Genomic DNA, 24,073 nt, shown 5'->3' with positions numbered 1-24,073 from the left:
CGGGGCAGGTCTCAGCCCTGCCCCCTCACCTTGTTGGATTCCCTCCACGGGTCCGTCTGGCCCTTGGAGATGAAGGCCTCGAGGTCCGACTTCTTGTAGCGGATGCGACCGCGGCCTGCGCCGATGCGATAGTAGCGGGGGCCGAGGCCCTCGAAGCGCCAGTATTCGAGGCAGGAGACAGAGCGGGCCAAGTATTCGGCGGCCTGTCGGGTATCATAGAAAGGGTCACGGTCAGCCATGACGACATACTCCAGGGATTGGGTTGGAGCCGTCGCCTGCGATTGTGACCCCGTCCTCGCCTCCCACCATATGTCGTGGGGCGCCGTGACACGCAGGCTCTCCCCCGCTCGGGTTATCGCGGGGCAGGAGCAAGTTCGGATAAAGTAGTGCGGCGTTTTCGGGCTTGCAAGATTTTTCTTCACTATTGCCCTGACAAATCAGGTACTTGCGTTTAAACGCCCTAGACGTGGAGCCCCTTGCGCTCCAAGGCACTGACAACGCGGGTCATTGGCTCGCGGAGTTTTTCGTGGTCCACCACAACATAATGGGCGCCTGTCACGGAAGTCGGCGTGTGGTTCAGCAGGCGGCCGACCGTCTCTTCGAGCAGCCCGGCCTCCGTCACGCCCACGGTCGCGAACGTCCGCCGATGGGCATGGGGCGACCATGTGATGCGCGCGGGGCTCTTGAGGTGTTTCGCCTGCCGCCGCCCGTGAAAGACGTATTCCGACTGGTAGGCGCGCATGGGGTCGAGGATAGCGTGGTGCGCGTCGAGCAGGGGCAGGTCGAAGGCGCGGCCGTTCTTCGTGCTGGGCAGATGCAGATGGTCGCGGCGCACCTGATCCCAGCGCAGCGTCCGCGCCTCGTCGAGCCGCAGGCCCGTGAACAGCAGGAAGCGATAGAAGGCGGTGTGAACCTCGTTTTCCAGCCCTTCGATCTCGGCCTTCCAGCGAGGCAAGTCGCTTATGATGACCCCTGACGGCGTTTCCTCGTGCCACTCAATCGCCATGGTCGGGCATTCGGGCAGGTCATGCACGCGGCGGGCATGGTTGTAGATGGCGCGGAAGGACTTGAGGACATGGTTGGCCGCGCGCTCGCCGCCGAACTGGGTCTCGCGGCCGAGCGCATCGCGGCCGACGCGCGGCTCCGAGATGCGCCTGTGCGCCTCGACGGCCATGCCCTTCGTGATCTCGTTCAGCGGCAGGTGCAGCCAGCTTTTCAGATGGATTCGCATCTGGGTCTCGACCGAGGTGCGGTTGTGGTCGGAGCGCAGCTTCGGGCGGGCAAGGTAGGTCTCAAGCGCCTGCTCGAGCGTCGGTATCTTCGCGGCTGTTAGGCGACGTGCGGCGACCCCGGACGAGTGTTCGACGGCGAGCTCCATGGCGACCATGCGCGCCTGCCCCGCGTTGATCAGCGGGAAGGCCCCGATCTTCGTCCGCTGCGTGCGCCCGCGAACATCCTTCTGGAAATAGAAGGTCTTGCTCGTCTTGCCGGTGAACAGAGCGAAGCCGCGCACCTCAGTGTCCCAGTACTTCGCGTCGGGCTCGGCCGTGCGGCAGAGCGTGTCCGTGATCTTCTTCCTGTGTGCCATGACGCAACCCCATTGCAGGCATTTTGTAGGCGCGCCGTTGCAACTCACTCGGACACGCTGCCGCAACACAACGCGGTTTCCTCAGTGTTTTCAACCGTCTTGTGAGGTCTTGGGGTTTGCTTCCACTGATGTCATCAGTTTGGGAAGCTGCTGCTCTACCATTGAGCTACACCCGCATCGACGCGCAGCAATAGCCGAGGCGTGCACGCTTGGCAAGCCGCCGCGCGGCGCATAGGCTGGAAGGGATGTATGCGTATTGCCCCCTGCGCCCCGCCTCGCGCGGACAGCCATGAGCCTGCCGGGATTTGTCAGCCGGCAGGTCGCGTGCGGCGCGGTGCGGCTGTCGGTGCACGAGGCCGGGCGCGGCGATCCGGTGGTGCTGCTGCACGGCTTTCCGCAGACCCACATGACCTGGCATCGGGTGGCGCCCGCGCTGGCGGAGCGGTTCCGCGTGATCGTGCCGGATCTGCGCGGCTACGGCGCGTCGGACGCGCCCGCGGACGATGCCGGGCACACGGTCTATTCCAAGCGGGAGATGGCGGCCGACGTGGTGGGGCTGCTGGATGCGCTGGGGATCGGGCGTGCCGCCGTGGTGGGTCATGACCGCGGCGCCCGGGTTGCCTATCGTCTGGCGCTGGACCATCCCGACCGCGTCCGACGCCTGGGCATCATCGAGGTCGTGCCGACGGGCGATTTCTGGGCCGCGTGGCACGCCGATCTGGCGCTGAGGGCGTGGCACTGGACGTTTCTCGCGCAACCCGCGCCGATGCCCGAGCGGCTCATCGGGGGCGATGCGGTGGCGTGGCTCGACGGGCTGCTGGCCAGCTGGACGGGCGATGGCACGCTGGACGCGTTCTCGCCGGCCGCGCTGGCAGCGTATCGGGCGCAGATCCGCGACCCCGCGCGGCTGGCGGCGATGTGCGCGGATTATCGCGCCGGCGCCACCACCGATCGCCGCCTCGACGAGGACGACCGCGCCGCCGGGCGGCAGATCACGGCCCCGCTGCGGTTCCTTTGGGCCGAGGGCGGCTTTCCCGCCCGCACCGGGGATCCGCTGGGCCTGTGGCGGGCCTGGGCACCGCAGGTGACCGGCAACGCCTGCGTCGCGGGACACTTCGTGATGGAGGAGAACCCCGCCGCGGTCCTCGCCAGCTTCGTGCCGTTCCTGACAGAGGGCTGACCTCCGCGGACGCTGGCGGCGGCACCCGCCGCGCGCTACCTGCCGGAGCATGGACGCGCCCACCCCCCTGCCCCCCCGCCTTGCCGACTGGTTTGCCGCGCGCGGCTGGCGGCTGCACGACCACCAGGCCGCGATGCTGGCCCGCGCCGGGGCACCCGCGCTGCTGCTGGTCGCCCCCACGGGCGGGGGCAAGACGCTGGCGGGGTTCCTGCCGTCGCTGGTGGAGCTGGCGGCCGACCCTCGGCCACGGCTGCACACGCTCTATGTCTCGCCACTCAAGGCGCTGACGGCCGACATCGGCCGCAATCTCCGGGCCCCGGTCGACGAGATGGGCCTGCCCCTGCGCATCGAGGATCGCACCGGCGACACCTCGCAGACCGCGCGCCGCCGCCAGCGCGCCGATCCGCCGCATATCCTGCTGACGACGCCCGAGAGCCTTGCGCTGCTGCTGAGCTATGACGACGCGCCACGGATGTTCGCGGGCCTGCGCCGGGTGGTGGTGGACGAGATCCACGCGCTGGCCGAATCAAAGCGCGGCGACCAGCTGATGCTGGCGCTCGCGCGGCTGGAGCGCCTCGCGCCGGGGCTGCGGCGGGTGGGGCTGTCGGCCACGGTGGAGGACCCGCCGGCGCTGGCGCGGTTTCTCGCGCGTCACCCCGACGCGTGCGCGGTCCTGCAGGCCGACCCAGGCCCCGCGCCCGACATCGCCATGCTGGACACCACGCCCCCTCCGTGGGCGGGCGGGGGCGCCCGGCACGCGATCCCCGCGATCCTGGAGCAGATCCGCGCCCATCGCACCACGCTCGTCTTTCACAACACCCGCGCCCAGGCCGAGCTGTTCTTCCACGCGCTGTGGATGGCCAACGAGGACGCGCTGCCCATCGCCATCCACCACGGCAGCCTTGCGCGCGACCAGCGCGCCCGGGTGGAGGCCGCGATGACGGCGGGCAAGCTCCGCGCGGTTGTGTGCACGGGCACGCTCGACCTCGGCATCGACTGGGGCGACGTGGACCTGGTGATCCAGGTCGGCGCCCCGCGCAACGTCAAGCGGCTGGTGCAGCGGATCGGGCGCGCCAACCACCGCTACAACGCGCCATCGAAGGCGCTGCTGGTGCCCGCCAACCGGTTCGAGGTCGTGGAGTGCCACGCCGCCCTCGCCGCCGTGCGCGAGGGCACGCTCGACGGCGATCCGCGCGGACCCGGCCCGCGCGACGTGCTGTGCCAGCACATCCTCGCGACCGCCGCCGCCGGTCCGTTCGACGCCGACGCCCTGTTTGCCGAGGTCACGACCGCCGGCCCCTATGCCACCCTGCCGCGTGCGGCGTTTGACGCCTGCCTCGATTTCGTGGCCACGGGGGGATACGCGCTGCGCGCCTATGACCGCTGGCAACGCCTGATGCAGGTGGGCGGGCGCTGGCAGCTGCGCGATCCGCGCGCCGCGCGCACCATCCGCATGAACCTCGGCACCATCATCGACACCGAGACCCTGCCGGTGCGGCTGAAGTCCAGCCGCGGCGGTGCCCCCCTGGGCGAGGTCGAGGAAGCCTTCGCCACGACGCTCACGCCCGGTGACACCTTCCTCATCGGCGGCCATGTGGTGCGCTACGAATCCCTGCGCGAGATGGTGGTGGAGGTCACGCGCCAGCCCGGCCGCGATCCCAGGGTGGCGGTGTTCAACGGCTCGAAGTTTGCCACCTCCACCGTGCTGGCGCAGCGCATCCTGGCCATGTTGCAAGCGCCCGCCTGGCCCGACCTGCCCGCCCACACCGCCGACTGGCTGGCGCTCCAGCACAAGGTCTCGCGCCTGCCCGCGCCGGACCGGCTGCTGGTGGAGACGTTTCCGCACGAGGGGCGCCACCACCTGTGTGTCTTCGGCTTTGCCGGGCGCAACGGGCAGCAGACGCTGGGCCTGTTGCTGACCAAGCGGATGGAGGAAATGGGCCTCGCGCCACTGGGCTTCGTCGCCACCGATTATGCCACGCTGATCTGGGGGCTGGAGGCCGTGGCCGACCCCGCCCCCCTGTTCGACCCCGACCGCCTGCGCGACGGGCTGGATCAGTGGCTGCAGGGCAACGCGGTGATGAAGCGCACCTTCCGCGCCGCCGCCATCGTGGCGGGACTGATCGACCGCACCACGCCGGGCAAACGCAAATCCCCCCGGCAGGCGACATTCTCCTCCGACATCCTCTATGACACGTTGCGCAAATACGATCCCGACCACCTGCTGCTGGACATCACCCGCGAGGAAGCGATGCGCGGTCTCGTCGACTTCGGCCGGATCGAGGAGATGCTCGCCCGGGTCCGGGGCCGAATCGACCACATGGCCCTCGGGCGCGTCTCGCCGCTGTCCGCGCCGCTGTTCCTCGAACCTGGCCGCATTCCGGTCCACGGCGCAGGCCGCGAGCGGCTGGTGGAGGCCGCCGCCGAACGCCTCATGGCCGAGGCCGGGTTGTCCTGAGCGGCCCCGCCCGTGCCGCGCCCTGCGACCCGCTGCGCGGGGCGCCGCCGCCGAGGGGGCTCGATGCCCCCGACGGCGGCGATGCTTCCCACTTGCCGGCCGCGGGCGGGCCGGGCATGCACCCCGGCATGAACGCCCACGCCTTTACCCTGTCCGGCGCCCGGCTGCGCGCCTGCGCTTCCGGCGCGCTGCACTGGCCCGAGCGCGGGCTCGTGGTGGTGTCGGACCTGCACCTGGGCCGGGCCGAGCGGATGGCACGGCGCGGCGGCCCGCTGCTGCCCCCCTACGAGACCGACGACACGCTGGCGCGGCTGGCCGCCGACCTCGCGGCGTTGCGGCCCGCGCATGTCATCGCGCTGGGCGACAGCTTCGATGATCGCCGGGCGGCCGAGGGGCTGAGCGAACCACAGCGCGCGCGGCTTGCCGCACTGCTGGACGGTCGGGTCTGGGACTGGGTGGAGGGCAACCACGACCCCGGCCCGCTGGCGCTGCCCGGCACCCACCGGGCCGAGGTGCGCCTCGGCCCGCTCACATTCCGCCACATCGCCCGGCCCGACGCGACGGCCGAGGTGTCGGGTCACTATCACCCCAAGGCGCGGCTGGCGCTGGGGGCCGCGCGGGTGGCACGGGCGTGTTTCCTGATCGACGGCGCGCGGGTGATCCTGCCGGCCTATGGCACCTACACCGGAGGTCTTGCGACCGAGGCCGAGGCGCTGGCGGGCCTGATGGCGCCCGATGCCATCGCGGTGCTGACGGGCACGCGCGCCCATGCCATACCGATGCCCAGACGCGCAGCCCGGCGCCCCCCCACCCGCAGGATCTCCCCATGACCCCCGAACACGCCCGTATCGCCGACAGCTTTGCGCGCCAGACCTTCATGGCAACGCTGCGCGCCGATCTGCTGGAGGTGGCGCCGGGCCGTGTCCGCATCGCAGCCCCCCTGCTGGCGGAGTGTGCGCAGCAGCACGGTGCCGGGCACGCCGGGGTGACCTTTGCGCTGGGCGATTCGGCGGCCGGTTACGCCGCGCTGTCGGTGATGCCCGAGGGACGCGAGGTGATGACGGTGGAGATGAAGATCAACCTGCTGGCCCCCGCCACCGGCCGCCGCCTCGTGGCCACCGGAGAGGTCCTGCGCTCGGGCCGTCGGCTGGTGGTGGTTCGCGCCAGCGTCGTGGCCGAGCGTGACGGCGGCCCCGTCACCGTGGCCGAGATGCTGGGCACCATGATCCCCGTCGACGCCTGAGGCGCGCTCAGAGCAGCGCGGCCTGCACCGGCGCACCCCAGCCCAGATGCCACGCATCCCCCGCCCGGATGACCGGGCGCTTCATCACCACCGGCGCCGCCGCCAGCAGGTCGGCCGGCGCCGCGTCCTGCACCGAAGGCTCCAGAGCGCGGAAGCTGGGCGCGCGGCGGTTGACCACCCCGTCACCCAGCGCCGCCACCATCTCGGCCCATTCGGCGGCCGTCAGCGGCGCGGCCCGCACGTCGCGAAAGGCGACGGTGTGGCCCGCCGCCTCCAGCGCGCGGCGGGCCTTGCGACAGGTGTCGCAGGTGGGAATGCCGTAAAGCGTGATGCTCACCGATGCGCCTTGAGCTTGCCCAGGTCGCGATCGAGGGCGTTGCGCATCTTGTCCACCGCGCCGGTCACGGCACTTTGCAGGTTGTCGGCGGTGTGGGTGACCGCGGTGGGCTGGCGATTCTCCAGCCGGGCCTCGACCATGCAGCGCTTGTCCTCGGGGCCATGCTTGGGGCCGTTCTCGTCGCCGATGTGCACCTCGATGCGGGTGATGTGCGACGACACCGCGCCCAGTTTCGAGGCAATCACGCCCTCGACGAAGCGGACGACGTCCTCGCGGCCCTGAATGGCGTTGTCGGTGTTGACCTGGATCTGCATGCTCTTGCCTCTCGTTGGATCGTCCTCCGCAGGTATGCGGGCCGCAGTCCCTGCGCAAGTGTCAGCCGGCAAGCTCTCCGGCCAATGCGCGCTCGATCAGGGCGCGGGTCTCGTCCACCCCGTAAAGCGCGATGAACCCGCCAAAGCGCGGCCCCTCGGACGCGCCCAGCAGCACCTCGTACAGCGCCTTGAACCACGCCCGCAGCGGATCGAACCCATGCTCGCGGCCCACGGCAAAAACCACCGACTGCAGCGCCTCCGCCTCGGGTGCGCCGTCCCATGCCCGCAGCCGGTCGGCGAGATCGACCATCGCGGCGCGTTCGCGGTCGTCGGGCAGGCGGAACACCCGCGCGGGCGCCACGAAGTCACGGAAGTAGCGCACCGCCCCTTCGGCAGCGGCATCCAGATCGGGGTGCGTCGCGGGATCGGCGTCGGGCGCATAACGGCGGATGAAGCCCCACAACGTGGCCGCGTCCGACGCCCCCACCACGCTGGCAAGGTTCAGAAGGGTTGCGAAGTTCACCACCATGCCGCTGGCGGGCGGCTGGCCCGCGTGGATGTGCCACACCGGATTGGCAATCTGCTGCGCCGCGTCCTGGTCCGGCCAGGCGCGCAGCTGCTGGTGGTATTCATCCACCGCGCGCGGGATCACGTCGAAGAACATCCGCTTGGCCGTGCGCGGCTTCTGGAACATGAAATACGACAGCGACTCGGCCGAGGCATAGGTCAGCCATTCGTCGATGGTCAGCCCGTTGCCCTTGGACTTGGAGATCTTCTCGCCGTTCTCGTCCAGGAACAGCTCATAGACATAGTGTTCCGGCGCCCGGCCGCCGAGGATCTCGCAGATGCGGTCGTAGATCGGCGCGTTGGTGGAATGGTCCTTGCCGAACATCTCGAAATCGACGTCCAGCGCCGCCCAGCGTGCGCCGAAATCGGGCTTCCATTGCAGCTTCACATTGCCGCCCGTGACCGGCAGGGTCCATTCGCGCCCCGTCTCGTCATCGAAGGTGACGGTGCCGTCCTTTGCATCCACATGCCGGATCGGCACATAAAGCACCCGCCCGGTTTCAGGGTGGATCGGCAGGAAGATCGAATAGGTCTGCTGGCGCTCCTCGCGCAGGCTGGCCAGCATCACCTCCATCAGCGCGTCATAGCGTTCGGCGGCGCGCAGCAGCACGTCGTCGAAGCGGCCCTCGCGGTAGAAGTCGGTGGCCGAGATGAACTCGTACTCGAAGCCGAAGGTATCGAGGAACCGCCGCAGCATGGCGTTGTTGTGGTGCCCGAAGCTGGCATGCGTGCCGAACGGATCGGGCACCGCCGTCAGCGGCTTCTGCAGATGCGCGCGCAGCCCCTCGGGGTCGGGGACATTGTCGGGCACCTTGCGCATGCCGTCCATGTCGTCGGAAAAACAGATCAGCCGGGTCGGGATGTCGCTGATCGCCTCGAACGCCCGGCGGATCATGGTGGTGCGCGCCACCTCGCCGAAGGTGCCGATATGCGGCAGCCCCGAGGGGCCGTAGCCGGTCTCGAACAGCACATGGCCCTTGGCGGGGGGCGCCTTGTCGTAGCGCTTCGCCAGCCGGCGGGCCTCCTCGAACGGCCAGGCCTTGGAGGTCAGGGCGATGTCGCGCAGGCTGGACATGGTCTCTCCGATCGGGCGGGATATGAGGGGCGGGGGATATTGCGCCGCCCCGCCCGCGTCAATATTCCGTGCGCCCGGAGGAGCCGATGCCCAACACCCCGCTTGCGCTGTCTGCCGAGGATTGCCTGGTGGCGATCATGATCGCGGTGTCCGCCTCGGACGAGGAGGTCGGCACGCCCGAGTTGCTGGCGATCCTGATGGAGGTCAACCACCTGCCGGTGTTCGCCGACTATGACGCCGACCGGCTGGGCGGCGTGGCGTCGGTCGTGTTCGACCTGCTGGAGGAGGAGGAAGGTCTCGGCGCGCTGTTCGGCCTCGTGCGCCAGCACCTGCCCGAACGGCTGAACGAGACCGCCTATGCGCTGGCCTGCGACGTGGCCGCCGCCGATGGCCGGCTGGCGCAGCCCGAGCTGCGCCTGCTGGAGGAGATCCGCCACGAGCTGGGCATCGACCGCCTCCACGCCGCCGCGATCGAACGCGGCGCGCGGGCCCGGCACATGCGGGTCTGAGGCGCGCCGCTCAACCGTGCGCGGCGGCGATGGCTTCGGTGAAATCGGCCAGCAGCAGGTCGATCTCCTCCACCCCCACCGACACGCGGAAGAACCCCTCGGTGATGCCGAGTGCGGCGCGCGCCTCGGGTGTCAGGCCCCGATGCGACGACGACGGCGGGTGCGACAGCGTGGTGCCCACGTCGCCCAGCGTGGGCGCGAATGCCAGCTGCGGCGCACCGCGCGTCAGCCGGTTGGCGGCAGCGCGCCCGCCCTCGACCTCGAAGCTGACCATGTGGCCGCCGCGATCACCCAGCAGGGCGCGCGCGCGGTTGTGGTCGGGATGGTCGGGGCGCGTGGGATAAAGCACCCGGCGCACCCCCGGCAGCCCGGCCAGATGATCGGCCAGCCGCGCCGCGTTCGCCTCGGCCCGGTCATAGCGGAGGGGGAAGGAATAAAGGCCCCGCTCGGCCAGCCAGCAGTCGAACGGGCTTGGCGTCATCCCGGTGGTGATGGCGAACACCCGGATCGCGGCCTGAAGCTCCGGGTCGCGCGCGGCCACATAGCCAAGCGTGGCGTCCGAATGCCCCGCCAGCAGCTTGGTCACCGAATGGATCACGATGTCGGCGCCTTGGTCGAACGGGCGATAGCCGCGCGGGGTGGTGAAGGTGTTGTCGACCACCAGCAGCACGCCGCGGTCGGCACAGACCCGCGCGATCCCCTCCATGTCCGCCACCCGCAGCGTGGGGTTGGAGACGACCTCCACCAGCATCATCCGCGTCTCGGGGCGGATGGCGGCGGCCACGGCGGCGGCGTCGGTGGGGTCCACCAGATCGATGGCGATGCCCATGCGCGGCAGATCCTCGCGCATCATGCGCAGGCTGCGGCCATAGAGCTGATCGCCGCCCAGCACATGATCGCCCGTGCGGCACACACCCAGCAGCACAGCGGCCACCGCCGCCATCCCGGAGCCGGTGATGAGGCCACCCTCGGCCCCCTCCAGCCCGTCGATCATGGAGGCCAGCACATCGGCGTTCGGATGCCCCTCGCGCGCATAGGCATAGCCCTGCGTGCGCCCCTCGTACTGGGCATCGAGCGCGTCGGGATCGGCGGCGGCATAGACCACCGAGGGCTGGATCGGCGTGCCCACGGGGCGGCTGGCGCTGTGCGGCCAGGGCGTGCGGCGGACGAGGGTCTTGCGATCAGTGGTCATCGGGGGCCCTTTGTGGGGTGGTTGAAACGGGCAGCGTCGGGCGGCATCATGGCGCGCTCCGGCACGCAGGCAGTGCGCCCCCTGCGGGGCTTGCGGCGTCACACCGGACGCAGGCCCGCGGCGTAGCGGCGCGCGTTCTCGCGGTAGTGTTCGGCCGACCACAGAAGACGCTCGCGCGCGGCGGCGTCAAGGGCGCGCACAACCTTGCCCGGCGCGCCCATCACGAGGCTGCCGTCGGGGATCTCCTTGCCCTCGGTCACCAGCGCACCCGCACCGATCAGGCAGCCGCGCCCGATCTTCGCCCCGTTCAGGATGGTGGCGCCCATGCCGATCAGCGTGCCCTCGCCGATGGTGCAGCCGTGCAGCATCGCCTTGTGGCCGATGGTGCAGTCCGCCCCGATCACCAGCGGAAAGCCCATGTCGGTGTGCAGCACCGCGGTTTCCTGGATGTTGGTGCCGCGGCCGACGTGGATTTCCTCGTTGTCGCCGCGCAGCGTGGCGCCGAACCAGACCGAGGCCTCGTCGTCCAGCACCACGCGGCCGATGACGTTGGCGTCGGGGGCGACCCAGACGCCGGTGCCCAGCGTCGGGCGGATGCCGTCAAGCTCCCAGACCATGGCGGGTCTCCTCGAATTCCTCGTTGAGGGTGCGCACAAAGCCCGACAGCCCCGGCTGGCGGTCGCGGCGCAGCCGTTCGGCGGTGACGATGGTGGTCAGCCGGCGCGCGGTCTCGTCCAGGTCACGGTTGATCAGGACATAGTCGTATTCGGCCCAGTGGCTGATCTCGTCGCGGCTCTGGGCCATGCGGGCGGTAATGACCTCGGCGCTGTCCTGGCCGCGATCACGCAGGCGGCGCGACAGCTCGGCGATGGTGGGCGGCAGGATGAAGATCGACACGCTGTCGCGCGCCAGCGTGGAGTTGCGGATCTGCTGTCCGCCCTGCCAGTCGATGTCGAACAGCGTGTCGCGCCCGGCCTGCACCGCGGCCTCCACCGGCGCACGCGGCGTGCCATAGAGGTTGGAGAACACCGCCGCGTGCTCCAGCATCTCGCCGGCCGCCACCATCGCCTCGAACTCGGGGCGGGTGCGGAAATGGTACTCGCGCCCGTCCACCTCGCCGGGGCGGGGGGCGCGGGTGGTGGCCGAGACGGAAAACGAGATCCCCGGGTCCCACCCCATCAGACGGCGCGCCAGCGTCGACTTTCCCGCCCCCGACGGCGAGGACAGGATGATCAGGAGGCCGCGCCGCGCATCACCCATGCCGTCCGTCCCCTCCCGGTCTTATTCCACGTTCTGAACCTGTTCGCGCATCTGATCGATCACCGCCTTGAGGTCAAGCCCGGCACGGGTCAGCGCTGCCGACTGCGCCTTGGCGCACAGGGTATTGGCCTCGCGGTTGAACTCCTGCGTCAGGAAATCGAGGCGCCGGCCCACCGGGCCACCCTGCCCCAGCAGATCGCGCGCGGCCGCCACATGGGCCCGCAGGCGGTCGATCTCCTCGGTGATGTCGGTGCGCGTGGCGATCACGGCCAGCTCCTGCTCCAACCGCCCGGGATCAGCCTGCGGCGCCTGCGCCAGCAGCGCCGCCACCGCGGACGCCAGCGCGCGCGCCTGTTCGGGGCGACGCGCGGCGGCAAGCTCCGCCGCCGCCTCGCTCAGCGCGGCGATCCGGTCGACCTGCGCCGCAAGGATGGCGCCCAGCGCCGCGCCTTCGGCCGCGCGCGCGGCGCCATGCGCGTCCAGCAGCGCCGGCAGGTCCGCCAGAAGCGCGGCCGCCAACGGCGCGGTGTCAGCCTCAGGCGCGGCCGTCTCCAGCACCCCGCGCAGGGCCAGCACCTCGGCCGCACTGGCGGGCGCAAGGCGCACATCGGCCGCCGCGGCGGCCTCCTCGGCGGTGCGCAACGCCGACAGGACCGCCGACAGCACCTCGGCGTTCAGGCGCGGCACCTCGCCCTCGGCCGGGCGCGTCAGCCGCAGCGACAGGCTGACGGACCCGCGCGCGATCCGCGCGGACAGCGCCGCGCGCACCCCCGCCTCCAGCCCGGCGATCCCGTCGGGCAGCCGCAGCCGCAGATCGAGCCCGCGGGCGTTCACACTGCGCATCTCCCACTGCCACGAGACCCTGTCCAGCGCGCCCGCGTGCGTGGCAAACCCGGTCATGGAGCTGATCATCGCCCTGTCCTTTCTTCTTCCTGTCCACGCCCCCGCCGCCGGTCATGGCGCACGGCGGGGCCGTCATCCCTGCCCCGCGTCGCGCCTGTCCAGGAGCCGGCCCAGCCAATCGGGATCCATCTCGGGCACCGATGCCAGCAGGCGCGCGGTATAGGGCGCGTGCGGGGGCGCGAACACCGCATCGCGCGGGCCGGCCTCCACCACCGCGCCGTGCTGCATCACCACCACGCTGTCGGCGATGGCCCGCACGGTCGCAAGGTCATGGGTGATGAACATGTAGGCAAGGTCGAACTCACCCTGCAGACGATCCAGAAGCCGCAGGATCCCCTCCTGCACGATCTGGTCCAGCGCCGAGGTCACCTCATCGCACAGGATCACGCGCGGCTCGGCCGCCAGTGCGCGCGCAATGCCCACGCGCTGCTTCTGGCCGCCCGACAGCTCGGACGGGCGGCGGTCGATGTGGGCGTCGGGCTCCAGCTCGATCAGCGCCAGCAGGGCGCGCACGCGTTCCGTCAGGGCGCGGCCACGCAGGCCCAGGTACATCTGCGCCGGCCGGCCGATGATCTCGCGCAGGGTGTGCTTCGGGTTCAGCGCGGTGTCGGCGCTCTGGTAGATCATCTGCACCTGGCGCAGGTCGTCGCGCGTCCGCTTGCGGTGGTCGGGCGCAAGCGGGCGTCCGTCGAACAGCACCCGCCCCGTACGCGGCGCCAGCAGGCCCGTGATCACCCGCGCGGCGGTGGACTTGCCCGACCCGCTTTCGCCCACCACCGCGACCGTGCGCCGGGGATGGATGTCGAAGCTGACCCCGCGCAGGACATCGACCCCGCCATACCCCGCGCTGACATCCCGGACCGAGACGACCGCCCCCCCTTCGGACGGGGGGCGCGCCGCGCGCTCCAGGGTGCGCACGGCCCATAACGAGCGGGTGTATTCCGCGCGCGGGGCCGCCAGCATGGCGCGGGTCGGCGCCTCCTCGACCTCGCGGCCGCGCAGCAGGACCTTGATGCGGTCGGCCATCTGCGCGACCACCGCCAGGTCGTGGGTGATGTAGATGGCCGCCGTGCCGAACTGCGCGACGATGCCCCGGATCGCCGCCAGCACCTCGATCTGGGTGGTGACATCGAGCGCGGTAGTGGGTTCGTCGAAGATGATGAGGTCGGGCCGGCACGCCATCGCCATCGCCGTCATCGCCCGCTGCAACTGCCCGCCCGAGACCTGGTGCGGGAACCGCCAGCCGATGCGGTCGGGCTCGGGCAGCTGCATCCGGGCATAGAGGTCGACGGCGTCCGCCTCGGCCTCGGCGCGGGTCATCACGCCGTGGCGCACGGGGGCTTCGCAATACTGGTCGATCAGCCGATGGGCGGGGTTGAAGCTGGCGGCGGCGGATTGCGCGACATAGGCGATGCGCCGGCCGCGCAGGCGCCGGCGCGTGGCGTCCGGGGCCGCCCGCAGGTCGATACCGTCAAAGCTGATGGCCCCGCCCGCGATCCGGCAGCCGTCGCGCACATGACCCATCGCCGCAAGGCCCAGCGTGGACTTGCCCGCCCCGGATTCGCCGATCAGGCCCAGGACCTCGCCGCGGTGCAGCGTCATGTCCACGCCGTCGATGATCGGCAGCCATGCGTCGCCCGCGCGCCCCTCGATGCGGATGTCGCGCATCCTCAGCAGTTCGGCGCGGGCCATGGCGTCACTCCCTCAGGCCGCTGGCGCGGTGCAACTGCCAGTCCACCACGAAGTTCACCGCCACCGTCAGCAGCGCGATCGCCCCCGCCGGCAACAGCGGCGTCACGTCGCCAAAGGTGATCAGCGTGGCGTTCTCGCGCACCATCGATCCCCAGTCGGCGGTGGGCGGCTGGATCCCCAGCCCCAGGAACGACAATGCCGAGATCGCAAGGAACACAAAGCAGAACCGCAGCCCGAATTCGGCCACCAGTGGCGCGGCGGCATTGGGCAGCACCTCGCGGAAGATCAGCCGCGCGCCGCCCTCGCCGCGCAGGCGGGCGGCCTCGATGTAGTCCATCACCACGATCCCCTGCGCGACCGCGCGGGCGATGCGATAGACCCGCGTGGCGTCCACCGCCGCGATCACCAGCACCAGCGTCAGGATCGAGGTGCCGAAGATCGTCAGCAGCAGCAGCGCAAAGATCAGCGACGGAATCGCCATCAGCACATCCACCGCCCGGCTGAGCGCGCCGTCCAGCCACCCCCCCACCACCGCCGCCCACAGCCCCAGCGTGGTGCCCACCATGAACGCCAGCGCCGTCGTCGCCAGCGCGATCCCCACCGTGTTGCGCGCGCCATAGATCAGCCGCGAGGCCATGTCGCGCCCCAGATGGTCGCTGCCCAGCCAGTGATCCGCCGACCAGGGCGCGAACTGCACCGTGACCACCGCACGCTCGCCATAGGGCGCCAGCAGCGGCGCAAGGATCGCCACCCCCAGGTACAGCGCGATCACCAGCATCCCGAAGCACGCCGTCAGCGGCGCACCGCGCAGGCTGCGCCGCAGCGCGCCGCGGCTGAGCGCCACAAGTGCCGCGCGAAACAGCCAGGCCGCCGCCGCCCCGCCGAGCACGACCCCCGCCATCACCGCCAGAAGCGTTGCCACCCCCATGCGTCAGCGCGGATGCAGCAGCCGCGGGTTCGACAGCGTCGAGACCACATCCGCGGCAAGGTTGAGCAGCACATAGGCCGCGGCGAAGATCAGCGCGACCGCCTGCACCACCGCGATATCGCGGCGCGAGACACTGTCGACGATCAGCTGCCCCAGACCGGGATAGACGAACACCACCTCCACCACCACGACGCCGGTGATGAGATAGGCCATGTTGATCGCGACCACATTGGCGATGGGCGCGATCGCGTTGGGCAGCGCGTGGCGGGTGATCACCCCCAGTGGCGACACCCCCTTGAGGCGCGCCATCTCGATATACGGGCTGGCGAGCAGGTTGATGATCGCCGCCCGCGTCATCCGCATCATGTGCGCGGTCACCACCAGCGTCAGCGTCAGCGCCGGCAGGAAGGTCCGCCACAGCCGCTCGGACATCTCCACCCCCGCGGGCACGCGCGCCATGGTGGGAAACCACCCCGACTGGCCCAGCCACAGGATCAGCACATAGGCCACGAAGAACTCCGGAAACGAGATCGCCGTCAGCGCGCCCGCATTCACCCCCCGATCGAACACCGAATTGCGCCACAGCGCCGCCAGGATCCCGAGGCCCAGCGCCAGCGGCACCGCCATCGCCGCCGCATACCCCGCCAGAAACAGCGTGTTGCCGAAGCGCACGCCGATCATGTCGGCCACCCGCCGGTCGGGGTTGGCCAGCGAGGCGCCGAAATCGCCTTGCAGCGCGCCCGACAGCCACGCCCAGTAGCGCACCCAGAACGGCTGATCGAGGCCGAGCTGCCGGCGGATCGCGGCCACCGTCTCGGGCGTGGCGGACTGGCCCAGGACGGCCTCGGCGAAATCGCCGGGCAACAGCTCGGTCGCGCCGAAGATCAGGATCGAGATCGCCAGCAGCGTCAGCAGCCCGAGGGCCAGCCGCTGTCCGACCATGACGGCTATCTGACGCACGCGGTCCCCTCCGTGGCACGCCGCCGGTCGTCCCGCCGCCACCGGTCCCACCGCCACGGACCCGGCGGTTGCGCGCCGGGTCCGGGACCTGCGGGCCGGGGCGGGCCCGGGCATGCAGCCCCGGCCCGGTCACACCCGGACCGGGGCGCGGGGCGGATCAGGCGAACCACCAGCGTTCGATCGCGCGGAAGCCGTCGAGCGTGGTGTTCGCGCCGATCACCTCGGGGGTCATCACCCGGTCCGACGCGGCCATGACGTAGTTGGCGAACACCGGGATCACGGTGGCGCCTTCGTCACGGACGATGGCCTGCATCTCGGCATACATCTCGGCGCGAAGGGCCTCGTCGAGTTCGGAGCGCGCCTGCAACAGCATCTCGTTGAAGCGCTCATGCTCCCAGAAGGTCTCGTTCCATGTCGCGCCGCTGGCGTAGCCGGTCGAGAACATCCAGTCCTCGGTCGGACGCCCGCCCCAATAGGACGCCACGAACGGCTTCTGCATCCAGACGTTGGACCAGTAGCCGTCGTTCGGCTCACGCACGACATCGACGGTGATGCCCGCGCGCGCGGCACTTTCGGACACCAGAACGGCGGCGTCGACGGCGCCGTTGAATGCGGCCTCGGCGGCCGACAGCTGCACCCGCAGCGTGTCCACCCCGGCCTCGCGCAGGTGAAAGCGGGCGCGGTCGGGATCGTACATCCGCTGCTCCAGGTCATCGGCATGGAAGCGGTTGGACCGCCCGATCGGGTGGTCGTTGCCCACCACGCCGTACCCGTTGAGGATGGTGCGAACCAGTTCCTCGCGGTCGAAGGCGTATTTCATCGCCAGGCGGATGTTGTTGTCGGTGAACGGATCGGCGCGGCTGTCCATCGGGAACACGTAATGCTGCGTGCCGGGCACCGAGATCAGCTTCACCCCCGGCGCGCGCTCCAGCAGGTGCACGGTGTTCAGGCTGACGCGGTCGATCACGTCCACCTCGCCCGACATCAGCGCGTTCTGGCGCGCCGCCGCGTCGATGATGGCATAGAGCGCGATTGCGTCGAAATGTGCGTGGCCGTCCTTCCAGTAGTCATCGAAGCGGGCAAAGGTGGCCTCCACCCCCGGATCGAAGGTCTGCAAGGTGTAGGGGCCACAGCCGATCCCCGCATCGGGGTTCACCCGGCCGTCGGCCGCGGGCAGGATCGGCAGGTGGTAATCGGACATGATGAAGGGGAAATCGGCGTTGCCGGCCTCCAGCCGGAAGATCACGACATCGTCGCCGTCGGTGGTGATCTCCACGATGGGCGCGATGATGGGCTTGGCGGCGGATTCGCTGTCCTCACCCCGGTGGTGGTTGATCGAGGCCGCGACATCCGCCGCCGTCACCCGGGCGCCGTCGTGGAACCGGACGCCGTCGCGCAGCTTGAACGTCCAGGTGGCGGCGTCGGCCGAGGCCTCCCAGCTCTCGGCGACCTCGGCCTCCAGCGTGCCGTCGGCGGCCACCACCGTCAGGTAGTTGTGCAGGCAGGCACCCAGCATCTGCACGAACACCTGATCCCACAGCGCCGGGTCCAGCCCGTCGCTGGTCGATCCGTGCCCCAGCCCCAGGCGCAGCGTGCCCCCACGCTGCGGGGTGGCGCGCGCCGGGCGCAGGCCCGCAGGCAGGATCAGCGCCGACGCCCCGAGCGCCGAGGCCCCCTGCAAAAGCCCGCGGCGGCTGAGGCCCTTGCCGATGAGTGACGACATGTAATGTCCTTTCGATGCTGTGGGGCGCCCCGACCCGGAGCGCATGTGTATCCATGGCCCGCAGGCCCGGTCGCAAGCCTGCGTTTTGGCGCGCATAGTCGCCAGCTTGCCCGCGGAACTCAACCCCGATGAGATGACAGGGCCATGACAGCCCCCCGCCCGCCGTGCCAAATCGCCCCTCGCGGCGCGGGACGCGATTGCCTATAACGCGCGCGATCCGCAAGCAGGCAGGCCCCCATGACCGAAGATACCGCCGATCTGTCCCCCGCCGACCGCGCCAAGCGTGCCGCCGCGCGCCGGTCGGTCGATTTCGTCCGCGACGGCATGAAGCTGGGCCTGGGCACCGGCTCCACCGCCGTGTTCATGGTGCGCGCGCTGGCCGAACGGGTGGCCGCGCAGGGGATGGACGTGACCTGCGTGCCGACATCCGAGGCCACCGCCCGGCTGGCCGGGGGGCTGGGGCTGCGGCTGAGCACGTTGGACGCGGTCGGGCGGCTGGACCTGACCATCGACGGCACGGACGAGTTCGATCCGCGGCTGGACCTGATCAAGGGCGGTGGCGGGGCGCATCTGCGCGAAAAGATCGTGGCGACCGCATCCGACCGGATGATCGTGATCGCCGATCCGGCCAAGCAGGTGGCGACGCTGGGCGCGTTCCCGCTGCCGCTGGAGGTGGTGGAGTTCGGCTGGCAGGTCACCCGCCGGCTGGTGGCCGAACTGCTGGCCGACCACGACCTGCTGGGCCAGACGGTCGCGCTGCGGATGGCCGGCGATGCGCCCGCGCGCACCGACCAGGGCAACCTCATCCTGGACCTGCATCTGGGCCGGATCGGGGATGCGCGGGCGCTGTCGCTCGCGCTCAACCAGATCCCGGGGGTGGTCGAGAACGGGCTGTTCCTCGACATCTGCGACATGGTGATCGTCGGACACCCCGACGGGCGGGTGGACATCCACGGCGCACACGGCATCGTCGCCCCCGGCCAGGACACCACCGACGGCATCGAGAACCTGTTTCGCGACGCGGACGCCTGAGCGCACCGCATCGCACCGCAAGACTCTGGAGGGGCGCATGGCCTTTGACGTGGACCTGTTCGTGATCGGCGGCGGCTCGGGCGGGGTGCGCGCCGCGCGCATCGCCGCAAGCGAGGGCGGCGCGCGGGTGGCGCTGGCCGAGGAAAGCCGCATGGGCGGCACCTGCGTCATCCGCGGCTGCGTGCCCAAGAAGCTGATGGTGTTCGCCTCGGCCTTTCCGGGCGCGATCGAGGACGCGCGCGCCTATGGCTGGGACGCGCAGGCGGGCGATTTCGACTGGCCGGCCTTTCGCACCCGGCTGCATGCGGAGCTGTCGCGGCTGGAAGGGGTCTACCGCACCAACCTGGAGCGCGCGGGCGTGCGCATCCACGACGCCCGTGCCACCGTGGTCGACCCCCACACCGTCCGGCTGGACGACGGCACCGAGGTCACGGCCGCCCACATCCTGGTGGCCACCGGCGGGCGCCCCTTCATCCCCGAGCCGTGGGCCGAGCTGCGCGCGCGCGGCCTGCCGGTGCTTGTGTCCGACGACATCTTCGATCTGGCGGCGCTGCCGAAGTCGATCCTGATCGTCGGCGGCGGCTACATCGCCTGCGAATTCGCCTGCATCCTGGCCGGGCTGGGGGTGGAGGTCACCCAGATCTATCGTGGCGCGCAGATCCTGCGCGGCTTCGACGAGGAGGCGCGCGGGCATCTGGCCGAGGCGCTGCATGACCAGGGCATCGCGCTGCATGTGGGCACCGACATCGTGACGCTGGACCCGGCCGGGGACGCCCTGCGCGCCAAGACCACCGACGGGCGCGAGCGGGACTTCGCCGCGGTCCTGTTCGCCACCGGCCGCCTGCCCAACACCGAAGGGCTGGGCCTGACGGAGGCCGGCGTGCAGCTCGGCCGGCGCGGCGAGGTCGTGGTGGACGAATGGTCGCAGACCGCCGTGCCCTCGATCTATGCCATCGGGGACGTGACCGACCGCATCGCCCTGACGCCCGTGGCGATCCGCGAGGGGCACGCCTTTGCCGACACCGTATTCCGGGGCGAGGCGCGCAAGGCCGATCACGAGCTGGTGGCGTCCGCGGTGTTCACCCGCCCCGAGCTCGGATCGGTCGGGCTGTCGGAGGAGGCCGCGCGCGAGCAGGAGCCGATCGAGGTCTATGCGACCTCGTTCCGGGCCATGCATTCCGCCTTTGCCGGGCGGTCTGACCGGGTGATGATGAAGCTGATCGTGGCGCAGGAAAGCCGCCGCGTGCTGGGCTGCCACATCATCGCCGATGGCGCGGGCGAGATGATCCAGCTGGCCGCCATCGCCATCAAGATGGGCGCCACCAAGGAGGACTTCGACCGCACCGTCGCTGTCCACCCCACCATGGCCGAGGAACTGGTGACCCTGCGCGCCCCGGTCCGCCGGAGCTGACGGTGGCACTGTCGGGGCAACGGGTCACGGTCGTCGGCGGCGGCGTTGCGGGTCTGGCGGCGGCGCTGGCGATGGCGCGGCGTGGCGCCCGGGTGCGGGTGCTGGAACAGGCCCCCGCCATCACCGAGGTCGGCGCGGGCCTTCAGATCAGCCCGAACGGCAGCGTGGTGCTGCGCGCGCTGGGGTTGGAGGCGGCGCTGGCGGCCTGTGGCTCCACCGCCGCGGCGGTGGAGCTGCGCGAGGGGCGCACGGGCGCGCGGGTGATGCGGCTCGATCTGGGCGCGCGGGGGGGGGCGTATCACTTCCTGCACCGCGCCGACCTGATCGGCCTGCTGGAGGCGGGCGCGCGCGATGCGGGCGTGGAGATCGTCACCGGCGCGCAGATGCTGCGCGTGGTGCCCGGCACCCCGCCCCGGCTGGAGATGGCCGACGGCACCGCGATGCGGGCGGACTTCGTGGTGGGGGCGGACGGGCTGCGCTCGGTGGTGCGCGGGGCGCTGAACACGGCCGAGGCCGCGTTCTTCACCCGTCAGGTGGCCTGGCGCGCCCTGATCGCGCAGGACCCCGATGCCCCGGGTGCCGCCGATCCGGTGGCGCAGCTGTTCATGGCGCCGGGGCGGCATCTCGTCAGCTATCCCCTGCGCGGGGGCGGCCTGCGCAACATTGCCGCCTTCGAGGAACGCGACGCCTGGGCCGAGGAGGGCTGGCACCACCGCGGCGATCCGGAGGCGTTTCGCGCGGCCTTTGCCGGGATCGGCGGTCCGGTGCCGGGCTGGTTGTCGGCGGTGCGCACGGTGCATGTGTGGGGGCTGTTCCGTCATCCGGTGGCGCGGGTCTGGCATGGACCCGGCTGTGCGATCATTGGCGACGCAGCGCATCCGACCCTGCCGTTCATGGCCCAGGGGGCCAACATGGCGCTGGAGGATGCCTGGAGCCTCGCCGCCGCGCTGGACGGCGGGACGCTGGCGGCATGGCAGGCCGTGCGGGCGCCGCGCTGCGCGGCCATCGTGGCCACGGCCGGGCGCAATGCGCGGCTCTATCACCTGTCGGGACCGGCGCGGGCGATGGCGCATGCCGCCTTGCGCGTGGGGGGGGCGGTGGCGCCCGGGATGGCGTTGCGCCGCTTCGACTGGATCTATGGCCACGACGTGACGGACTGACGGCGGCGCTTCAGCCCATCCGCCGCGCGAGCGGGCTCCACACCGCCGCCAGCCCGTGGCGGGCCAGCTTGCGCGCAAAGCCGCGGCGCAGGTCGGCATAGTCGACCTCGCCGGCCAGCAGGCGCACGGCGCGGCGTTGCAGGCCGGGGCGCGCGGCCACGAGGGACATCATCGGGCCATGTGTCAGCGGCCCGAACACCAGCGCCTGAAGGCGGCGGGCCAGCCGGATCTCGGCCTGGAGGGGCGCCAGCGCGCGGGCATAGTGGGACAGCGCGCTGTCCGGACGGCCGCCGGCCAGCGCGGCCGCCGCGGCCTCGGCCGCCAGCCGGCCCGAGGTGATGGCATGGGCGATCCCCTCGCCGGTCATCGGATCGACCAGCCCGGCGGCATCGCCCGCCAGCACCACCGCCCCGCGCCCGGGCACCGCGCGCACATCGCCCGCCGGCAGGAACGCCCCCTTGCACCGCAGCCCGGACGCGGCGACCCCGTGGCGGGCCAGATACGCCTCCAGCCGGGCGCGCAGGTCGGGATTGGCGCGGTGGATCCCCCCCACCCCCAGCGTCAGGGTGTCATGCTTGGGAAACGCCCAGCCATAGCCCCAGGGGGCGGCGTCGAAGTCGATCTCCAGCCAGTCGTCGGGGGGGGTGGGGGCCTCCACCTCCAGGGCAAAGGCGATGGTGGCGGGATCGAAGGCCCGGCCGAACAGGTGCCGCGCGACCGCGCTGTTGACGCCATCGGCGCCGATCAACACGCCATAGGACAGCCCCCCGCCCCCCTCCAGGGTGATCCTGCGCGTGGCGGTGTCGATGCCGGACAGCCGGGCACGCTCCACCGCGACGGCCCCGGCCGCGCAGGCCGCGCGCTGAAGACGGGCATCGAAGGCGCGGCGCATGGTCATGTGCAGGGGCGGCGCGTCCTCGATCCGGCCCAGGACGCGCGTGCCGGCCTGGAAACGCACCCGCGCGGTGGAGCGGAACAGATCCGGCGTGATCCCCAGCCCGAACACATCGCGCAACGCCGTCGCCGCGCGGCCCGTCACACCGCCGCCGCACAGCTTGTCGCGCGGAAAGACCGCGCGGTCCACCAGCGCCACCTGCAGGCCCAGCCCCGCGGCATGGCGCGCCGCCGCGGCACCGGCCGGACCCGCCCCGATCACCGCGACGTCATAGTGTGTGCGCATCGGCGCGCCCCCCTGCCCCGGTTGCCGCCACGGCCCGGCGGTCTCAGTCGCGCCGCGGGATGTAGCGCTGGGCCTCGGACTGCAACAGGTCCGCAAGGCAGCTGTCGCGCGCCTCGGCCCGTGCAAGCTGGGCGCGGCGTCCGCGCGCATCGACCGCCAGCAGGATCCGCCGCAGCAGCGACGACTGCCCCTTGGGGCTGGCGTGGAACACATCGGAGGGAATCAGCGCCTCGGAGGGGCTGCCGAACACCAGCAGCGCGCGGTGGCTGGCCAGCGCGTCATGCGCGGCCAGCGCACAGTCGCCGGGCGCGGCCGGGCAGCGCGTGGTGCACAGCGCAGCGATGGCGGCGGATTCGGGCGCCGACAACAGCCACTCGGCCAGCGCCCCGGGCGCCGGAGGCGTGCCGATGCGGGCGCGCTGCGGATCGCCCGGCGGGATCAGCGCAAGCTCGGTGCGCACGCGCGCGGCGGTGTCGGGGTCCTCCAGCCACTCGCGCCAGACGAGGAATCGCAGACTGTCGGGATAGCCCGGCGCATCGGCGATCCCGGCAAAGCCGCGCCGTTCGCGCACCGCCAGCGCCACAAGGGCCTCGCGCGCGGCGCGCGGCTCGTCGGCCCGGGCAAAGGCCAGCGGCAGATCGATCGGCGCATCCACCCGCCACAGTTGCAGCCACAGCCCGGCCACGGGAACCTGCGCGGCGGCGGCGGTCATCCAGCTGCGCCCCGACATCCCGCCGGGGGCGCGCATCAGCTCCAGCCGCGCGTCGCGCGACTGGTGCGACAGCCATGGCCCCTGCAGGGCGGGGGTCTTGTCGATCAGCGCCAGCAGAATCCGTGCCGCCGCATTGCCCCCCTGCGCCAGCGCGGCCAGATCGGTCAGGGCTGTGCCCTCGTCCTCGGCCAGCCACGCGGCGACGGCGTCCTGGAAAGCGGAGGCCTCCTGACCGGGGATTTCGGCGGTGGCGGGCATCGCCATGACAGCAAGGCCAAGGATGACCGAGGCGACCCGACGACGGGCCCCAACCCAGACGCTTGCAGGCATCCGCATCCCCTTATCCCTGACGCGCCCGAGGCGCCCGCGCGCACTATGGCGCAGCCGCCCGTCGGCAACAAGTCGCCGGTCGCAGGGGCCACGCCCCCCCGGCACCGGCGCCCCCGGGCCGCGGACACCCCTGCCAACAGGACGGCGGAGAAGAAAAAGGCACCGTGCGACGCTGGGTCGACGGTGCCAGGTGCCCAAGCGTCAGACGCCGGGGACAGGGAGGACATGGGCGCCGATGGGCAGGCCACCGGTCAACTTGAGTCCCGTTTAATTGCTATTGCGGGATGCCACTTTGATGCAGATCAAGATGCGCCGCGTT

At 71.4% G+C, this 24,073-nt stretch carries 23 protein-coding genes; 8 read left to right on the top strand and 15 right to left on the bottom strand.

What is annotated here, in order from left to right; all coding sequences use genetic code 11:
- Positions 1 to 11: 11 nt before the first annotated feature.
- Positions 12 to 239: a helix-turn-helix transcriptional regulator gene (locus CCR87_RS13760; protein ID WP_201158102.1), complete on the bottom strand. Its 228-nt coding sequence runs from the start codon at positions 237 to 239 to the stop codon at positions 12 to 14.
- 221 nt (positions 240 to 460) lie between these two features.
- Entirely contained in the window at positions 461 to 1,588 is a 1,128-nt protein-coding gene (locus CCR87_RS13755) for a tyrosine-type recombinase/integrase (RefSeq protein ID WP_201158101.1), read from the bottom strand.
- Between the two features lie 289 nt (positions 1,589 to 1,877).
- Between CCR87_RS13755 and CCR87_RS13750 the strand changes: the two genes are divergently transcribed.
- From CCR87_RS13750 to CCR87_RS13735, 4 genes are all read left to right on the top strand, one after another.
- On the top strand, positions 1,878 to 2,768 hold the full coding sequence (locus CCR87_RS13750) for an alpha/beta fold hydrolase (RefSeq protein WP_201158100.1): 891 nt from the start codon (positions 1,878 to 1,880) through the stop codon (positions 2,766 to 2,768).
- A gap of 49 nt (positions 2,769 to 2,817) precedes the next feature.
- Positions 2,818 to 5,226 (top strand): ligase-associated DNA damage response DEXH box helicase, encoded by a 2,409-nt coding sequence (locus CCR87_RS13745; protein WP_201158099.1) that lies wholly within the window; start codon positions 2,818 to 2,820, stop codon positions 5,224 to 5,226.
- A gap of 128 nt (positions 5,227 to 5,354) precedes the next feature.
- Entirely contained in the window at positions 5,355 to 6,056 is a 702-nt protein-coding gene (gene pdeM, locus CCR87_RS13740) for a ligase-associated DNA damage response endonuclease PdeM (RefSeq protein ID WP_201158098.1), read from the top strand.
- On the top strand, positions 6,053 to 6,469 hold the full coding sequence (locus CCR87_RS13735; RefSeq protein ID WP_201158097.1) for a PaaI family thioesterase: 417 nt from the start codon (positions 6,053 to 6,055) through the stop codon (positions 6,467 to 6,469). Before pdeM ends, CCR87_RS13735 begins: the two co-directional genes overlap by 4 nt.
- Before the next feature lie 7 nt (positions 6,470 to 6,476).
- On the opposite strand, the gene CCR87_RS13730 is transcribed toward CCR87_RS13735, so the two are convergent.
- From CCR87_RS13730 to CCR87_RS13720, 3 genes are all read right to left on the bottom strand, one after another.
- Complete coding sequence (locus tag CCR87_RS13730) at positions 6,477 to 6,806, bottom strand: arsenate reductase family protein (protein WP_338048928.1); 330 nt, start codon at positions 6,804 to 6,806, stop codon at positions 6,477 to 6,479.
- The gene (locus CCR87_RS13725; protein ID WP_201158096.1) at positions 6,803 to 7,120 is read right to left on the bottom strand and encodes an HPF/RaiA family ribosome-associated protein; all 318 of its coding nucleotides are present in this window, start codon (positions 7,118 to 7,120) and stop codon (positions 6,803 to 6,805) included. The genes CCR87_RS13730 and CCR87_RS13725 overlap by 4 nt, the downstream gene beginning before the upstream one ends.
- Positions 7,121 to 7,181: 61 nt before the next feature.
- Entirely contained in the window at positions 7,182 to 8,762 is a 1,581-nt protein-coding gene (locus CCR87_RS13720; RefSeq protein WP_201158095.1) for a lysine--tRNA ligase, read from the bottom strand.
- Positions 8,763 to 8,848: 86 nt separating this feature from the next.
- Between CCR87_RS13720 and CCR87_RS13715 the strand changes: the two genes are divergently transcribed.
- Positions 8,849 to 9,271 carry a tellurite resistance TerB family protein gene (locus tag CCR87_RS13715; protein ID WP_201158094.1) on the top strand — a complete coding sequence of 141 codons (423 nt, stop codon included), beginning with the start codon at positions 8,849 to 8,851 and terminating at the stop codon, positions 9,269 to 9,271.
- A gap of 10 nt (positions 9,272 to 9,281) precedes the next feature.
- Here CCR87_RS13715 and CCR87_RS13710 read toward each other — a convergent pair whose 3' ends face one another.
- From CCR87_RS13710 to CCR87_RS13675, 8 genes are all read right to left on the bottom strand, one after another.
- On the bottom strand, positions 9,282 to 10,463 hold the full coding sequence (locus CCR87_RS13710) for a trans-sulfuration enzyme family protein (RefSeq protein ID WP_201158093.1): 1,182 nt from the start codon (positions 10,461 to 10,463) through the stop codon (positions 9,282 to 9,284).
- Between the two features lie 98 nt (positions 10,464 to 10,561).
- Complete coding sequence (locus CCR87_RS13705) at positions 10,562 to 11,080, bottom strand: gamma carbonic anhydrase family protein (protein WP_201158092.1); 519 nt, start codon at positions 11,078 to 11,080, stop codon at positions 10,562 to 10,564.
- Complete coding sequence (gmk, locus tag CCR87_RS13700; protein ID WP_201158091.1) at positions 11,064 to 11,723, bottom strand: guanylate kinase; 660 nt, start codon at positions 11,721 to 11,723, stop codon at positions 11,064 to 11,066. The genes CCR87_RS13705 and gmk overlap by 17 nt, the downstream gene beginning before the upstream one ends.
- Positions 11,724 to 11,744: 21 nt before the next feature.
- A complete protein-coding gene (locus CCR87_RS13695; protein ID WP_201158090.1) occupies positions 11,745 to 12,635 on the bottom strand; it encodes a YicC/YloC family endoribonuclease in 891 nt (296 codons plus the stop codon).
- A gap of 63 nt (positions 12,636 to 12,698) precedes the next feature.
- The gene (locus CCR87_RS13690; protein ID WP_201158089.1) at positions 12,699 to 14,318 is read right to left on the bottom strand and encodes an ABC transporter ATP-binding protein; all 1,620 of its coding nucleotides are present in this window, start codon (positions 14,316 to 14,318) and stop codon (positions 12,699 to 12,701) included.
- A gap of 4 nt (positions 14,319 to 14,322) precedes the next feature.
- Entirely contained in the window at positions 14,323 to 15,246 is a 924-nt protein-coding gene (locus CCR87_RS13685; protein ID WP_242512015.1) for an ABC transporter permease, read from the bottom strand.
- Positions 15,247 to 15,249: 3 nt separating this feature from the next.
- Positions 15,250 to 16,206, bottom strand: coding sequence for an ABC transporter permease (locus tag CCR87_RS13680; protein ID WP_420850177.1), 957 nt, complete (start codon positions 16,204 to 16,206; stop codon positions 15,250 to 15,252).
- Positions 16,207 to 16,363: 157 nt separating this feature from the next.
- Positions 16,364 to 17,929, bottom strand: coding sequence for an ABC transporter substrate-binding protein (locus tag CCR87_RS13675; protein WP_201158088.1), 1,566 nt, complete (start codon positions 17,927 to 17,929; stop codon positions 16,364 to 16,366).
- 237 nt (positions 17,930 to 18,166) lie between these two features.
- On the opposite strand from CCR87_RS13675, the gene rpiA reads away from it, so the two are divergent.
- Genes rpiA through CCR87_RS13660 form a run of 3 tightly spaced genes read left to right on the top strand, consistent with a single transcriptional unit; the run spans position 18,167 to position 21,532 of the window.
- On the top strand, positions 18,167 to 18,961 hold the full coding sequence (gene rpiA / locus CCR87_RS13670; protein ID WP_201158087.1) for a ribose-5-phosphate isomerase RpiA: 795 nt from the start codon (positions 18,167 to 18,169) through the stop codon (positions 18,959 to 18,961).
- Between the two features lie 37 nt (positions 18,962 to 18,998).
- Positions 18,999 to 20,372, top strand: coding sequence for a glutathione-disulfide reductase (gorA, locus tag CCR87_RS13665; RefSeq protein WP_201158086.1), 1,374 nt, complete (start codon positions 18,999 to 19,001; stop codon positions 20,370 to 20,372).
- 2 nt (positions 20,373 to 20,374) lie between these two features.
- A complete protein-coding gene (locus tag CCR87_RS13660) occupies positions 20,375 to 21,532 on the top strand; it encodes an FAD-dependent monooxygenase (RefSeq protein WP_201158085.1) in 1,158 nt (385 codons plus the stop codon).
- A gap of 10 nt (positions 21,533 to 21,542) precedes the next feature.
- Here CCR87_RS13660 and CCR87_RS13655 read toward each other — a convergent pair whose 3' ends face one another.
- Both CCR87_RS13655 and CCR87_RS13650 read right to left on the bottom strand, forming a co-directional pair.
- On the bottom strand, positions 21,543 to 22,712 hold the full coding sequence (locus CCR87_RS13655; RefSeq protein ID WP_201158084.1) for a geranylgeranyl reductase family protein: 1,170 nt from the start codon (positions 22,710 to 22,712) through the stop codon (positions 21,543 to 21,545).
- Positions 22,713 to 22,755: 43 nt separating this feature from the next.
- On the bottom strand, positions 22,756 to 23,754 hold the full coding sequence (locus CCR87_RS13650) for a hypothetical protein (RefSeq protein ID WP_201158083.1): 999 nt from the start codon (positions 23,752 to 23,754) through the stop codon (positions 22,756 to 22,758).
- Positions 23,755 to 24,073: the final 319 nt, after the last annotated feature.

The organism is Rhodobaculum claviforme, from assembly GCF_016653255.1.
In the GTDB taxonomy this organism is placed as follows: Bacteria; Pseudomonadota; Alphaproteobacteria; order Rhodobacterales; family Rhodobacteraceae; genus Rhodobaculum; species Rhodobaculum claviforme.
This window is presented reverse-complemented; position numbering and strand designations above follow the sequence as displayed.